Consider the following 14,916-nt stretch of genomic DNA (forward strand, 5'->3'; position numbering starts at 1 on the left):
ACTCGCCGCCAGGATTGCTCCCGCGCTGCCGTTCGACTTGCATGTGTAAGGCATGCCGCCAGCGTTCAATCTGAGCCAGGATCAAACTCTTCAGTTCAATACCTGTTACTGTTTTCGGTCTCTCTCGAGACCGGTCGCTCACTCAAAGCTGACAGGTTCTGAATAAATTCAAAAACCTGACTTACTTTAGTGTGAGACTCTTGATACTTTTGCTGCTCCCGATATCGCTCCGAAGAACCACATCAGGCCGCCACCGCATCAAGCGCCCACACTTATCGGCTGTAAATTTTTAAAGAGCAATTCGTCTTAATCGCTTCGTTTTCGTTCGCAGCGATCAGCGAAGGAGGCGAATTATGCGGGTCATTCCAGATATCGTCAAGCGACTTTCGAATATTTATTTTGGGGGCTGCTACGCCGATTTTCGGCAGCCAGCGGCACCCACGCGTAACAGGTCGCCCCTTCTGTCACCAAATCGGGTACGGCAGCTGCGTCCGACCCACAGCACAATCGAATTTGAGCGCAGTGATGTCGTTGCCGATCAAGCGCCGACAGTCTCGACGACGCCTTCGGGAAGGGGCTGGGGCAACCCGACACAAAACCCTTGTGCGTAGTCGATGCCAATGCCGCTGAGACGCCCGATGATCGCCTCGCTTTCCACAAACTCGGCGATGGTTGCCTTGCCCGCGGCGTGGGCCACCTGGTGAATGGACTGGACGATCGTGCGATCGAGGTCGCTGCTGGCAATCCCGCGCACAAAGCTGCCGTCGATCTTCAGATAGTCCACCGGCAGGCGCTTGAGGTAAGTGAACGAGGACATGCCGGAGCCGAAATCGTCGAGCGCGAATCGGCAGCCGAGCGCTCGCAGGCTCTCCATGAGGGCAATCGCTTTCGAGAGGTTGGTGATCACGGCCGTTTCCGTGATCTCGAAGCAGACGCTTTCGAAGCTGATTGCGCAGCGTTGCTGCTGCTGCACGATGTACGCGAGCAAGTCTTCGTCGCCGAGCGACGCGCCGGAGAGGTTGATCGACCAGACGTTTGCCGCAAGATGGCCCGCCGCGATGGCTTCGAAAGCACGGCCGATCACCCATCGGTCGACGAGCGGCATCAAGTTGAAGCGCTCGGCGGCGCCAATGAAGTACGCGGGAGGAATCACACCACCCGATTCGTCGACCATGCGCAGCAGCAACTCGACGTGCACTTCCTCGCCGGGACCGCCCTCCTTGAGCGACTTGATCTGTTGCGCGTAGAGGCAGAAACGGTCGTGCTCGAGCGCCGCCTTCACGCGGGCCACCCACTCCATCTGGGTATGCGTAGTCGACTGGAGCTGATCTTCGAGGCAGTACTGATGCACGCGGTTGCGGCCTTTTTCCTTGGCCATATAACAGGCGACGTCGGCCGCCTTCATGATGTCCCACGTCGAGATTTGCGTGGCGTCCACCTCCACCACGCCAATGCTCACACCAGTCGTCAGCAAACGCTGGTCCCATGGTAGCCGGATGACCGTCACGGCCTCCCGCAGATCCTCCGCGACCCGCATGGCGTCGCCGATGCAGCACTCCGGCAGCACGACGCCGAATTCGTCACCGCCCAGGCGTGCGAGGATATGGGCGGCGCGCAGTTGTTGTTTCAACGCAGTGCCCACGCTGCGGATCAATTCGTCGCCGGCAGCGTGGCCGCACGTATCGTTGACGACCTTGAACTGATCGAGGTCGAGGAACATCACCGCATGCGGGCGTGTCCCGGCCTTCTCGAGCAAGCCCGATAGCCGGCGCTCGAATTCGCGGCGGTTCAGCAAACCCGTCAGATGATCGTGCGTAGCCTGATATTCGAGTTCGGCGGCATGCTTGCGCTCCGTGCTCGCGTCTCGAAGCACCATCACCGTGCCCAGCATTTCCTCTTCGTCGTCGCGGATCGTCGCCACAGAACAGGCCACGGGCAGGAGCGTGCCATCCGGGCGCGTCACCGAGAGTCTGCGCTGCGCGTCGTCGTCGGCCGCTGCTGCACGGTTGTGCAGACATTGCGCGGTGACGATATTGCCAGAGCGCTCGTCGTAGAGATCACACACGTCGAACAACGGCTTCTGGCAAATATCGCGCGAGGGACGCCCGAGCATGCGCTCGGCGGCGGCGTTGCAATAGGTCACGCTCGCCTGGTTGTCCATGCGGATCACGCCGTCGTCGATCGAAGCGAGCGTGGCCTCGGTGAGGCTCTTTTCCTTCGCGGCGGCCGCTTCTGCCCGCTTCAGCCCGGAGATATCGAAGAGGCAACCGACGATGCGCGTGGCCCGGCCGCTTTCATCGCGTATGGCCTTGCCGCGTCCCCGGCACCACAGGTATCGACCATCGGCCATTCGCAGCCGGTACTCGACGTCGTAGAGGCTGTCATGCTTCAGATGGTTGATGATGGTCTCGCGCAAACGGAGCAGATCCGCAGGATGCACGAGCGCGTTGAAAGCGCGGGTGTCCATGGGGAGGTCGCCGTCGCCATAGCCGAGTTGCTGGTACAGATAGCGGGAATAGTAGGCACGGTCGCTGACCAGGTCCCAGTCCCATAGTCCGGCATTGATGCCCTCGAATCCGAGGCTGAGGCGCTCCTCGCTCAAGCGCAAACGGGCGCCAAGGCGCCGGGAGAGGCGCAGCAGCAATAGCATGCCGGTGCAAGCGAGCACCGCGACGGGCCACGCTATGACAGCACGGGAGTACTGGGCGAGCACGGCCGCCGCTACGGCACTCACCCACACAGGGACGAGCGCCACAATGAGTCGACCGCGGCGGTTGCCTTCGGTAATCCAGTTCACAGCGCGTGTGATCAGTCTCATGGCTGATTTAGTATTCTTCTTGGTTCAGCTTCCATGCGTAGCGTGCGCGCGGCACTACGAGACAGCGTCACAGTAAAGCGTGACGGCGTGTATCTGGAAAACGCGCAAACGGAGGAAGGCCCACGGACGGGTGGGTAAGTCTACCCGCGTTCCCTATTCTGAATGAATGGGGATTACCCGCGGAAGTTATTTATGTTTGCGGGAATACGCATTCGCGTTCTTGCGCGCGCGAATGATAGAAACGAAAAGCATTGCATATTCGATATTCAACCGGCTCGCAAACGTTCGCGAGCCGGCCGTTTTCGAGAATAGAAAACAGAGGCCGCAACGCAGCCTCCTTACGCCCTCCTGCTTACCGGCTCTGCAGGCGGATATCGCGCGACGAGGCGCCCACATACACCGCGCTGCCAGACACGTAGGCCCAATCGTTATGCGACGTGTCCCAAACGCTCTGCGCACGTTCGGTGATCGTCACGCGCACCGGTTGCGACTGCCCCGGCTTCAGGAACACCTTCTGGAACCCAACCAGACGACGCGGCGGCTCGCCGGCATAGCTCACACCAAGATACACCTGTGCCGTTTCCGCACCGGCTACGCGGCCATCGTTGCGCACCGTAAACGACGCCGTGAGCGTATGTCCCGGGCCTTGCTTCACCGTCAGTCCCGAATAGCTGAAGTGCGTATACGAAAGGCCATAGCCGAACTCGTAAAGCGGCGTGATGTTGTTCGCGTCATACCAGCGATAGCCCATGTCCAGCTTTTCGGAGTACACGGGATCGGTCGCGAAGGCGCCGTTCGTCCCCCACGTAGGCGTGTCCTGATCGTGTACCGGGAACGTGACAGGCAGCTTGCCCGAAGGGTTCACCTGACCGAACAGCACGTTCGCGATCGCCTTGCCGCCACCTTCGCCCGGGTACCATGCCTCGACGATTGCCGAGACCTGGTCCTTCCAGGGCATCAGTACCGGATTGCCGCTCTCGATGATCACGATCGTGCGCGGGTTGGCCTTCGCAACGGCTTCGACCAGTTGATCCTGATTCGAGGGGTTCGCGAGGCTCAGGCTTTGCAGATCGCCGAAGTCCTCACCCGCTGGCTGCGCCACGACAACGATCGCGACATCGGACTGGCTGGCGAGCGTCGCGGCCTGGGTGATCTCCTGCTGCGTATAGGCGCGGAACGGCTGCGTCTGGTCGGTGTTGCCCGCGAAGCTCACCTGCGCCGAAGGCGCGAGCTGCTGGATCGCCTGGGTGATAGGCGTATTGAGCTTGAGCCACGGGTTGGTCCACCAGCCGCAGCCTGTGGACGAAGAGAACGTGAGCCCGCCGCAGCCCGAGAAGTTGCCCGTGACCGGATCGCGCGTATTGCCCGAGCCGCCGCCAGTCAGCACGGCCGTATCGGCGTGAGCGCCGATTACCGCGATCTTGTGCAGGCTCGGCGCCGAAAGCGGCAACTGGCTGTTGTCGTTCTTCAGGAGAACGATGGATTGTTCTTCTGCGGCCTGCGTGAACGCGTTGTACTTCGCGAAGTCGATCGTGGCACCGCCCTGCGCCGGATGGTCCAGCACGCCCGTGCTGATCATCACATAGAGCTTGCGCCGCACCATGTCGTCCAGGCGGTCCTGCGAGACGGCCTTCGAGGCGATCGCCTGTTTGACCAGATCGGGCGTGAGATAGACCGTCGGGCCCACGTCCTCTTCCTCGTCGAGACCCGCGTTGATCGCCGGGGCCGTGCTATGCGTCGCGCCCCAGTCCGACTGCACCTGGCCCTGGAAGCCCCAGTCCTTCTTCAGCACGTCGGTCAGCACATGCGTGTTCTCGCACGCGTAGGTGCCGTTCAGGCGGTTGTAGCTGCACATCACGCTGCCTGGCCGCGCTTCCTTCGCCGCGATTTCGAACGGCAGCAGATAGAGTTCGCGCAGCGTGCGTTCGTCGATCTGGCTGTTGCCGCCCTGGCGGCCCGTTTCCTGTTCGTTGCCGACGTAGTGCTTGATCGTGGCGATCACCTGCTGGCTTTGCGTACCGATGGTGCGCGCCGCCAGCATTTCGCCCGCCAGCACGGGGTCTTCGCCGAGGTACTCGAAGAGACGCCCGCCGCGCGGTTCGCGCGCGAGGTTCGTGCCGCCGCCGAGACCCATGCCGAATCCTTGCTCGCGCAACTGGTCGGCTATGCGCGCGCCGAAGTCGCGCGCGAGGTACGGGTCCCAGCTTGCCGCGAGCGCGATCGTCGCCGGAAAGGTCGTGCTCTTCTGGCTCGTGCTGCCTGAGCCCGTTGCGGAATCAACCATATTCAGGTCGGGAATGCCCAGACGCGGCACGCCCTGAATATAGCCCGCGCCGCCGCCCGGCACGGCGCTCATCTGGTATTCGGAATGGATGAACTGGAGCTTCTCGTCCTGCGTCATACGCTTGAGCAGCAGGTCGGCACGAACGTGCGCGCCGAGGTTCTGGGGGACGGCCATCAACGGCATCGGCAACGGATAAGGTACGTCGTTGCTGCTTTCGCCGGCATGGGCGGTAGCGGCCATCGCAACCAGCACGGCGGCGGTGGGCCAACGGGTGATCCTCATATGTCTCTCCGAGAGTTCGAGTACGTTATGGAGTACTGATCAGACCCGGTAAGCAGGGTCTGGCAGAGCGGCCGGCCGCGTCAGGCGCCGGCAAACTTCCTGCGGGGGAAACCGGTTGAGCCGCGATGCGCAAACGTTTGCTTTTGTACGTCCGCGTGGACCTCGCCGGTTGATGTAGCAAAACTCCAAATAATCATATAAAAACTATTGAGTAGCCTTACGAGCTTTTATCTCGGTGTTTTCCCGGCTGGCGGTAGCTGACACGCATGAAAGGCGTGAAATAGACAGGAACTCGTAAGCTATGAGTAATGCGATTGTTGCGAACGCAACGGAAATTCAGAATTCGATGTGATTTGCATGACGCTCGCGAAGGCGGAGCGGCGCCCCGTGAACGCAGCGCGCAGAGCGCGTCGCGGGCCGAAAGAAGCTAATCTGTTACGAGGCCTGCAGAACCGGCGGCGCTCGCGCCTGCGTGCGCGAAATCGACATCACTGTAAGGAGTGGCCACGATGGAAAGGCAACGCAAGGTTCCCCGAATCGCTTCGACCCTGCTCGCTGCAACGTGCGCATTCGCTCTGGCAAGCAGCGCACTCGCGCAAACGGGCATGCCACAAACGGAGCAGCAAGGTGACGTCTCGTTCGTGTCCGGCGGGGTCGGCCGCGACGAGTCCACGGCGCTGCGGCATGCGCGCAGCCAGTGGCCGCTCTCGCTGCTGTTTACCGGTCCCGGTTCGAGCTATGTTGCGGACGTGCAGGTACAGATAACGAACGCAGGCGGCACGTCCGTGCTCGACACGCGTTCGCACGGTCCGTACATGCTCGTGCGGCTGCCCACCGGACGCTATACGATCACCGCCACCTATAACGAGGTAACGAGGACGCAGCGCGTGAACGTCGCCGGCAACGGCAGCGCGCGTGCGACGTTCTCGTTTCCGGGCAAGCACTGAGCACGAGTCGCGTCTCCAGCCTGTCGAGATGGCTCACCAGGGAACGACTCTCCCGAGGTAGTCGAGGTAATGCAGTCCGGTGCGGCCTTCGTACGCTTCGATCGTGCTGACCAGGTTGGGGATGCTCTCCTCGATGCCCAGGCGCGCTTGCGGGCCACCCATGTCCGTGCGTACCCATCCCGGCGCCATGAGCAACAAGGTTTTCGCCTCGTCTTGATGGCGCGCCGCATAGCTGCGCATGAACATGTTCAGCGCGGCCTTGCTGCCGCGGTAGACCTCATGGTTGCCATTCGTGTTGTTGGTCACGCTGCCTTGCCCGGACGACATGACGCCTATCGTCCCGGCCGGCTGCACGAGGTCCTGAAATGCCTCGACGACGCGCATCGGACTCAACGCGTTCGTCACCATCACGCGAACGAACTCATCGGTTGAAACATCTGCAATCGTTTCACGATGGTCATTCGTGACGCCGGCGTTCACGAAGAGCATGTCCACCCGGCGATCCTGAAGGCGATCGTGGAGTGCCGCGACCTGCTCCGGCACCGTAATATCGACCGTGTCGACTTCGAGCGCACCTTGCGAGGCCTGCGCCGCCTGCGCAAGCCGACCCATCGAACCCGCCCTGCCGGTGGCCATCACCCGCCAGCCGCGCTTGAGATATTCCTCGACCATGGCAAAGCCAAGTCCGCGCGATGCGCCGATGAGAAGAACCGTCTTTGAGTGCGGTGATTCCTGCATGGCTATTTCCCTGTATTCAGTGGAGATGGGAAATATAGTGGCGCCTCAGACATGGCGGAAGACGCATGCCTTGCAGCTATAAGTTGCACGGAACGCCATGCCAAAAAAACCCGTGCTAGCATCGGGCATGTCTGAACCCGACCTGAATCTTCTCATCGCGCTCGACGCATTGCTCGACGACGGCAGCGTGGTCGGCGCGGCGCGTCGACTGGGGTTGAGCGCCTCGGCAACGAGCCGGACCTTGACCCGCCTTCGCGAGGCGACCGGCGACCCGCTCCTCGTTCGCGCCGGCCGCGGCATGGTGCTCACCCCGCATGCGCAGGCGCTGCGCGAGCGCACGCGAAACGCGGTTCACGAAGCACGCGCCGTCCTTGTGCCGTCGGCCGCCGAGCCCGATCTCGCCACCTTGCAGCGGACCTTCACGATTCGCGCCAACGATGGTTTCGTGGAAGCCTTCGGCGCGGCGCTCATCGCCGCGGCCACCGCGGTCGCGCCATTCGTGCGCTTGCGCTTCGCGCCCAAGGCGGAGAAGACGTCGACACATTTGCGCGAGGGTTCGGCCGACCTCGAAATCGGCGTGCTGGGCGAGATGGGTCCGGAAATTCGCGTGCAGGCGCTCTTCAGGGACCGCTTCGTAGGCGTCGTCAGAACGGGCCATCCGCTAGCGCTGGAGCGCGGGCCAAGCGCCGAACGGTATGTCGCTTTCGGGCACGTTGTTGCGTCGCGAAGCGGCCGCGGCAGCGGACCGGTCGATGTTGCATTGGCCGCGCTGGGACTGGAAAGAACGATCGTCGCCGTGGTGCCCAGCTTCCCTGCCGCGCTAGCCGTGGCGCGCGCTTCCGATCTGATTGCGCTCGTGCCCGGATCGTTTCTGTGCAATCACCGTGAGCAACCGCAGGGACATCATGACGAGTTGCGCGAATCGCCACCGTCCGCTGGAATCCACGTTTTCGAGTTGCCGGTCACGACCGAAAAGATCACGGTGTCGCAGATGTGGCATCCGCGCATCGAGGCCGATCCCGTCCATCGCTGGCTGCGGCACCTCGTGCTCACGGTATGCCGGCAACGCGTACCGCTGTGATGTCGCCGCAATCAATGCGCCGCGGCCCAGGCGACGATGAAATCGATGAATGCGCGCGTCTTCGCGGGCGTGTAGTGCCGCGACGGATAGTAGACGTATAGCGGGAAGCGTTCGTCGGGCCAATCGGGGAACAGATTCACCAGCCTGCCATCGCCAATCAGAGGCTCGGCGCCGAGAAGCAGCATTTGCGCAATGCCGGAACCGGCCAGGCACGCATTGAGCAAGGCGCCCGGATCGTTCACTGTGAGCCGCCCATGCGTCGCCACCACTGCATGCTTGCGCTTGCGATGAAACTCCCAGGGATAGGGCTTGCCTGTCTCGGGGTCGCGGAATTCGAGGCACCGGTGAGCGGGGCCTTCGAGATCCTCGGGGCGCAGCGGCCTTCCCCAGCGCGAGAGATAGCCTGGCGCCGCGACCGTCACGACGGCAGTATCGAGCAGCTTGCGGGCAACCAGCGTGGAGGATCGCGGCTTGCCGAATCGCATCGCGACATCGAATCCCTCCGCCACCAGGTCGCCAAGACTATCTCTCGCGATCAGTTCGATCTCGAGTTCGGGATGGGCGTCCATGAAGCGGTCGAGATCCGTGCCGAGAACTGCCCGATAGCACACCGGGTCCAGATTCACCCGCAGCCTGCCGCGCACCGCTGACGCATTGCCCGATGCCGCGATGGCCGCTTCCTCGAGCCCCGCGAGATGCGGGACGACCTGCTCGTAGAAACGGCGCCCGCCTTCGGTGAGCGAAATCGAGCGCGTCGTGCGATTGAAGAGCCGGATATCGAGCCGCTTCTCCAGCCTCGCAATCGCGCGGCTCACGCCTGGCGGCGACATGCCGAGCACGTCTGCCGCGGCGGCAAACGTCCCCGCGTCGACGACGGCGGCAAACACGCTAATCGCGCCGGAAATGTTCTCGAGTGTCGTTGTTCTCAATGTCGTCGTTCCAATGGCAGCCGGCACGGCGGCCCTAAAGCAGCCTTTGGCGATGATGGATCGGCCATCCGATTCGTGCGCGCGAGTCACTGATCTAGTGCCCTTCGCGGCATTTAGCTTCAGCCGCCCTGCGTCCAGAATGCGTCTCACCGAAACGGAACCAGGCAGCACCTTGCTGCCATCGTGTTCGGCTTTTTCGACAATCTCGTCGTCGCATGCGGAGGGTTTCAAGTGTACGCAATTACAGGCATTACCGGAAAAGTGGGCGGCGCACTCGCCCGTGCGCTGCTTGCCTTGGGGCAACCGGTGCGGGCAGTCGTGCGCGACGCTGCACGCGCCGCGTCGTGGCAAGCACAAGGATGCGAGCTGGCGACGGCAAGCATGGAAGACGCCGCAGCGCTTACCGCTGCATTCAGCGGCGCGCAGGGCGTGTTCATCCTGCTGCCTCCGCAGTTCGATCCCTCGCCGGGCTTTCCGGAATCACGCGCGGTCATCGATGCCGTTTGCACCGCGATCCACAACGCACGGCCCGCGAAAGTCGTTTGTCTCTCGACCATCGGTGCGCAGGCGCAAGAGAGCAATCTGCTCACGCAACTCTCGCTGATGGAGCAGGCGCTAGCCGCGCTGCCTGTGCCGGTGACTTTCCTGCGGCCTGGCTGGTTCATGGAGAACGCTGCGTGGGATGTCGCGTGCGCGCGCGACAACGGCGTGATCGAGAGCTACCTGCAACCGCTCGACCACGCCGTCCCGATGGTCGCGACCGCGGACGTCGGCCGTCTCGCCGCCGACTTGCTCCAGCAGACAAGGAGCGGCACACGCGTGGTCGAGCTGGAGGGCCCGCGCCGCGTGAGCGCCAACGACATTGCTTCCGCGTTCGCCCGCGTGCTTGGCAGGCCTGTGCGCGCGGTGGCGGTGAACCGGCAGGAATGGGAGTCGCGCTTTCTGGCACAAGGCATGAAGCACCCCTTGCCGCGTATGCGCATGCTGGACGGATTCAACGAGGGCTGGATCTGTTTCTCCAAGCCCGCCGATGAAATCCTTCGCGGGCGCGTCGAACTGGACACCGTGCTCAAAGCGCTCGCAAGCGGTGCGTGACGAAAGGCATTGGCGGGAATAACGCCAAAGATGACGCGTTCGGCCGTGGTCCGCCGAACGCGCCTCGTCTAGACTATCGTCACAAACCGTCCCCATCCCTTACCGGAGCGCGAATCATGTTCGATGTGCTGGCAACGAAACCTGCGGGCAGCACAACCGCGCTGGACAACGTGCCAGGGCACGCGCTGACCGGCCGCCAGCGCCATCTTGCCGTTGGGAACGATCGCGCGGTGCGGTATGTGCCCGCCGTCGCCCCCTTTGCGGCGATGACGGACACCACGCCTGAATCGTTCGACGCCTTGCGAGGACTGATCGAAGAGCACGCACCCGTTGCCCTGACCACGCTGGATGCCGTGGAGCCACCCGCCGGCTTCGCGCTGATCCGGCACGCCACGCTGCTGCAAATGGTCTGGCAAGGCGAAGCGCCTGCGCCCACCGCGCTGGAGCACGTGCGGCTAACGGAGCATGACGTGCCGGAGATGCTCGCGCTGGCCGCGGCAACACAGCCCGGTCCGTTTGGCCCGCGCACCATCGAATTCGGCGGCTACCTTGGCGTGCGCAGAGAGGGCAAACTCGTCGCCATGGCCGGCGAGCGCATGAAGATCGAAGGGCATACCGAAATCAGCGCCGTATGCGTGGACCCGGCCTTCAGGGGGCAAGGGCTCGCGGCGGGCCTCATGCAACTGCTGATGGCGGCAATCAGCGCGCGCGGCGAGACACCGTTCCTGCACGTGCTGACGTCGAATCACGGCGCCATTTCCATCTATCGCACCCTGGGCTTTGTCGAGCGCCGCGAGATGCATCTCACGGTGCTTGGCGTCGCGCCATAGAAAAGCCGCCCGTTCACAACAAGTCGGCACGCAGTTCCCGCACCCCTCTTCCCAACCGCTGCCGCAACAGGCTGCGCAGCGTCGCGCCGTCGCCGTAACCGACTTCGGCGGCGATCCTTTCCAGGTCGAGCTTGCCGCTGCGCAGCAGCGACTGCGCGTGCTCGACCCGCAAATCCTGAAAGTACGCCAGCGGCGACTTGCCGAGCACCTCCTGGCAGCGGCGCTGCAATGAGCGCGAGCTCGTTGCCAGCGCCTTCGCGGCGTCCTGCAGCGAGAATCCCGACTTGAGATTTTTTCTCGCCCATTGTTCGAAGCGCTGAATGAGCGGATCGGCCTGCGCCAGATGATTCGGGATGATGTACGGCGCCTGCGAAGAGCGGATGTCGGCCAGCAGATAGCGCGATACGAGCGATGCCAGTTCGGGGCTCGCCGAGCGGATCAGCCAGAGCGCGAGATCGAGATGCCCCATGGCCGCGCCGGCCGTCACGCCAATATCCGAAGGCACGAGCATGCGCGATTCGTTCAACTGAACATGCGGATAGCGTTGCCGGAAGAACGGCGCGAGCGACCAGTTGGTCGTGGCTTCGCGATGATCGAGCAGCCCCGCCTCCGCGAGGATGAACGTCCCCACGCACGAAGCACCGACTCGCGCGCCCCCCGCTTGCCATTCGAGCAAACGCGCCATGCCCTCTCCGACGTCCCGGCGCTCGAACGACTGCATCAGCTCCTGCGCAGATAACGTCACCAACGCCGGCACGATCACCCAATCGGGCTTCGAGTCCGGCGCGACCGGCTGCACCGGCACCGCGAGGCCGTGAGCCGAGCGCACCCGCTTTCTCACCCCCACGAGCGTGACGTCGAAACGCGGAACGCCACCCATGGTCGCGGCCGAAAGCTTGTTTGCGGCAGAGAACGCGTCGAGCGTAACGGAGAGCCCGGTATCGAAGACGCCGTCGAGAGCCAGGACAGCAATGCGCATGGCGTAAATGCCTCTAAAGTTGTCGTTTGTGACAGTACAGCCGACGAGACCCCAACGATACACTCAATCGTGTTGCAAGTCGCAACAAACATAGATCAAGGAGGTTGTCATGAAGGTTCTCGCCATTGGATCGATCGTCAAGGAACTCACGCCCGCGCAGCGCGACGAGATCATGCCGCACGAAGTGCCGGCCACGCTCAAGCTCTACCTGGACGACAAAATTGAGCAGTACTGGTTTCGCCAGGACAAACCGGGCGTGGTGTTTCTCATGAGCTCGGGCTCGGTCGACGATGTGAAGGCTACGCTGGATACGCTACCGCTCGCCCAGGCCGGCATCCTCGCGTTCGATCTGCTGCCGGTGGGCCCGCTCGCGCCGCTCGGGCTGCTTCTTCAAGGAAAGTAGGCGCTACGCAGGAGGCGCCGTCCACGCATGCACCATGGGTTGTCGGCGACCTCCTGGCAGCCTTCTTCTCCTCGCCAGAGATTTCACCTACAACGTACTGATCCGCCGCTTGGTTTCGATGCTGCCTGGCGGCGGGCGCGGAACCTTGGGGAACCTGCAGAACCTGGCAAAGGGAAGAAGGATGAAAACTAACGGTAAAAGCCAAATCGCCCGCGCGCTGGTGCTCGTGGCCATCGCGAGTTGCGCGGGCTATGCGCACGCACAAACGGCCGCGAGCGCGCCCGGCGACGCCTCCGCTCAAGAAGGCGCGCCCGCGCAGTCGGGCCGATCGGACAGTGCGTTGGTGCGTGACGTCCGCCGGGCCTTCACGCGCACAACAGGGCTGAATTTCGCCAACATTCACGTCACGGCGCGTGACGGCGTTGTCTCGTTGACGGGGTCGGTACCGCACAAATCGCAGATAGCGCGGGCCGGCGACGCGGCCGGGTCGGTGAACGGCGTCACGTCGGTGTCGAACCACTTGACCGTGCGTACGGCCCGCGGCAGCGGGCCTTGATCCGCGCCAGGCTCAGAAGCAAGCTCAGAAGCGGATTCGATCGGCCGCACAGCAGGATCGTCCTATTCCTGGCGCGCGCGCCCTGTCAAAGTGAGCCATCGACCTTCGATCAAGGAGCCCGCCGTGTCCGGCCAGCCTGCGTCCTCGAGCCTCGTCTGCGAGACTTTCACCGAATCCGACATCGAGGGCGCCCACGCGCTTTCCCTGCAATTCCGTTGGCCGCATCGTAGCGACGACTGGCGTTTCGCCGCCGCGGCCGGGCAAGGCTTCGTGGTTCGCGAAGGCACCGCCGTGGTGGGCACCGCACTATGCTGGCCGTGGGGCAAACATGGCGCGACGCTCGGGCTCGTGATCGTCTCGGCCGACCAGCAAGGCCGCGGCATCGGCCGGTTGCTGATGGAGCGCCTGCTCGAAGTGCTCGGAGCGCGCATGACCGTGCTGCATGCCACCGAGGCAGGCCAGCCGCTCTACGAAAAGCTCGGCTTCAGGAAGATTGGCCTGCTGCATCAGCACCAGGGCGACCGCTTTGCGGCGCCCATGGTCGAGCCGCCGCCGGGCGAGCGTTTGCGGCCCCTCGAACCGGGCGATACGCCGCGCCTCATCGAACTCGCTTCGCGCGCGAGCGGGCTCGACCGCAGCGCACTCGTGCCGCCGCTGCTCGATGTGTCCCAGGGCGTCGCGCTGGTGCGCGGCGACACGGTGCTCGGCTTCGCGCTGTTGCGCCCGTTCGGCCGCGGCCATGCGATCGGTCCAGTGGCCGTCGCCGCGGACGATGGATTGCACATGCAGCGCGCCAAAGCGCTGATCGCCAACCGCCTGGCCGCCAACGCGGGCGCCTTCACGCGCCTCGATACCCCCGACGAGCAGGGCCTCGGCCCATGGCTCGAATCGCTCGGCCTTGCGCGCGTCGACACGGTCGTGAAGATGGCGCGCAACGGCGCGCCCGCGCCCGATCCGGGCGTGCTGCAATTCGCCATCGTCAATCAGGCGCTAGGCTGAGCGCGGGAATCGGCTTCATGACGCTCCTCTACAAGGCCGACCCCGAGCGCGGCAAGCAATGGGCGCAGCTTTTCGCGCACAAGGCTCCCGAGATCCCGTTCCGCCTCTGGCCCGATACCGGCGACCCCGCCGCCGTGCGTTATCTCGCGGCGTGGCAGCCGCCCGAGGACCCCGCGCGCACGCTGCCCAATCTCGAAGTGATCTTCTCCGTGGGCGCGGGCATCGACCAGTTCGATCTTTCCGGCGTGCCGGAGCATGTCGCCGTGGTGCGCATGATCGAGCCGGGCATCGTCGAGGGGATGGTCGAGTACGTGATGCAGTCGGTCCTGACCATCCATCGCGATCTGTTCGACTACGCCCTGCAACAGCAGCAGCGCGTGTGGCGCGCCCTGCCCGTGCGCGCCGCCGCGTCGCGCCGCGTTGGCGTGCTGGGGCTCGGCATGCTGGGCAGCGCGGTGCTCGAACGCCTGGGCCTTTTCGGCTTTGCATGCGCGGGCTGGAGTCGCTCGCCGCGCGCCTTGCCCGGCGTGGAATGCTACGCGGGTGCCGAGGCGCTCGACGCCTTCCTCGCGCGCACCGATATCCTCATCTGTCTGCTGCCGCTCACCGAAGCCACGCGCGGCCTGCTCGACGCCACGCTCTTCGCGAAGCTGCCGCAGGGCGCGTCGTTCATCAACGTCGGACGCGGGCCGCAACTGGACCAGCGAGCGCTGCTCGACGCGCTCGACAGTGCTCACCTGCGCAATGCGATTCTCGACGTCGCGGACCCCGAGCCACTGCCGCCGGAGCATCCGTTCTGGACGCATCCGCGTGTGCGCCTCACGCCGCACATTGCCAGCGCCACGCGGCCCGAAACGGCCGTCGATGTCGTGCTCGAGAATATCCGCCGCCACCGCGACGGCGTGCGGATGCTCGGCCTCATCGACCGGACGCGCGGCTATTGAGGCTCGTGGCCGTGCCGAGGGCGCAGCACAA

General features: G+C 64.0%; 13 protein-coding genes and 1 rRNA gene. 8 read left to right on the forward strand and 6 right to left on the reverse strand.

Going from position 1 to position 14,916, the window contains the following annotated elements; genetic code table 11:
• The 3 genes from M3A49_RS17175 to M3A49_RS17185 all read right to left on the reverse strand — a co-directional run.
• Positions 1–97, reverse strand: a 16S ribosomal RNA gene (locus M3A49_RS17175); the annotation flags it as partial.
• Between the two features lie 441 nt (positions 98–538).
• Positions 539–2,818: an EAL domain-containing protein gene (locus M3A49_RS17180; protein WP_266229780.1), complete on the reverse strand. Its 2,280-nt coding sequence runs from the start codon at positions 2,816–2,818 to the stop codon at positions 539–541.
• A 352-nt stretch (positions 2,819–3,170) separates the two neighbouring features.
• Positions 3,171–5,384, reverse strand: coding sequence for a glycoside hydrolase family 3 C-terminal domain-containing protein (locus M3A49_RS17185; protein ID WP_266229782.1), 2,214 nt, complete (start codon positions 5,382–5,384; stop codon positions 3,171–3,173).
• 509 nt (positions 5,385–5,893) lie between these two features.
• Between M3A49_RS17185 and M3A49_RS17190 the strand changes: the two genes are divergently transcribed.
• Positions 5,894–6,331: a carboxypeptidase regulatory-like domain-containing protein gene (locus M3A49_RS17190; RefSeq protein WP_254357300.1), complete on the forward strand. Its 438-nt coding sequence runs from the start codon at positions 5,894–5,896 to the stop codon at positions 6,329–6,331.
• 33 nt (positions 6,332–6,364) lie between these two features.
• On the opposite strand, the gene M3A49_RS17195 is transcribed toward M3A49_RS17190, so the two are convergent.
• Positions 6,365–7,069 carry an SDR family NAD(P)-dependent oxidoreductase gene (locus M3A49_RS17195; protein WP_266229784.1) on the reverse strand — a complete coding sequence of 235 codons (705 nt, stop codon included), beginning with the start codon at positions 7,067–7,069 and terminating at the stop codon, positions 6,365–6,367.
• A gap of 127 nt (positions 7,070–7,196) precedes the next feature.
• Here M3A49_RS17195 and M3A49_RS17200 point away from each other — a divergent pair, with 127 nt between their 5' ends.
• The gene (locus M3A49_RS17200; RefSeq protein WP_266229785.1) at positions 7,197–8,150 is read left to right on the forward strand and encodes a LysR family transcriptional regulator; all 954 of its coding nucleotides are present in this window, start codon (positions 7,197–7,199) and stop codon (positions 8,148–8,150) included.
• Positions 8,151–8,161: 11 nt separating this feature from the next.
• Here the strand turns inward: M3A49_RS17200 and M3A49_RS17205 are convergent, their stop codons facing one another.
• The gene (locus M3A49_RS17205; protein ID WP_266229786.1) at positions 8,162–9,079 is read right to left on the reverse strand and encodes a LysR family transcriptional regulator; all 918 of its coding nucleotides are present in this window, start codon (positions 9,077–9,079) and stop codon (positions 8,162–8,164) included.
• Positions 9,080–9,310: 231 nt separating this feature from the next.
• Between M3A49_RS17205 and M3A49_RS17210 the strand changes: the two genes are divergently transcribed.
• Positions 9,311–10,174, forward strand: coding sequence for an NmrA family NAD(P)-binding protein (locus M3A49_RS17210; protein WP_266229788.1), 864 nt, complete (start codon positions 9,311–9,313; stop codon positions 10,172–10,174).
• Positions 10,175–10,290: 116 nt separating this feature from the next.
• Positions 10,291–11,004: a GNAT family N-acetyltransferase gene (locus M3A49_RS17215; RefSeq protein ID WP_266229790.1), complete on the forward strand. Its 714-nt coding sequence runs from the start codon at positions 10,291–10,293 to the stop codon at positions 11,002–11,004.
• 13 nt (positions 11,005–11,017) lie between these two features.
• Here M3A49_RS17215 and M3A49_RS17220 read toward each other — a convergent pair whose 3' ends face one another.
• The gene (locus M3A49_RS17220) at positions 11,018–11,983 is read right to left on the reverse strand and encodes a GlxA family transcriptional regulator (RefSeq protein ID WP_254357308.1); all 966 of its coding nucleotides are present in this window, start codon (positions 11,981–11,983) and stop codon (positions 11,018–11,020) included.
• Between the two features lie 109 nt (positions 11,984–12,092).
• On the opposite strand from M3A49_RS17220, the gene M3A49_RS17225 reads away from it, so the two are divergent.
• From M3A49_RS17225 to M3A49_RS17240, 4 genes are all read left to right on the forward strand, one after another.
• Positions 12,093–12,386 (forward strand): hypothetical protein, encoded by a 294-nt coding sequence (locus M3A49_RS17225; protein ID WP_254357309.1) that lies wholly within the window; start codon positions 12,093–12,095, stop codon positions 12,384–12,386.
• Between the two features lie 118 nt (positions 12,387–12,504).
• Entirely contained in the window at positions 12,505–12,942 is a 438-nt protein-coding gene (locus tag M3A49_RS17230; protein WP_266229964.1) for a BON domain-containing protein, read from the forward strand.
• Between the two features lie 123 nt (positions 12,943–13,065).
• The gene (locus M3A49_RS17235) at positions 13,066–13,941 is read left to right on the forward strand and encodes a GNAT family N-acetyltransferase (protein WP_266229793.1); all 876 of its coding nucleotides are present in this window, start codon (positions 13,066–13,068) and stop codon (positions 13,939–13,941) included.
• Between the two features lie 17 nt (positions 13,942–13,958).
• Entirely contained in the window at positions 13,959–14,885 is a 927-nt protein-coding gene (locus tag M3A49_RS17240; protein ID WP_266229794.1) for a 2-hydroxyacid dehydrogenase, read from the forward strand.
• Positions 14,886–14,916 lie beyond the last annotated feature (31 nt).

The sequence above is a fragment of the Paraburkholderia sp. CNPSo 3076 genome (assembly GCF_026343935.1).
Taxonomy (GTDB): Bacteria; Pseudomonadota; Gammaproteobacteria; order Burkholderiales; family Burkholderiaceae; genus Paraburkholderia; species Paraburkholderia nodosa.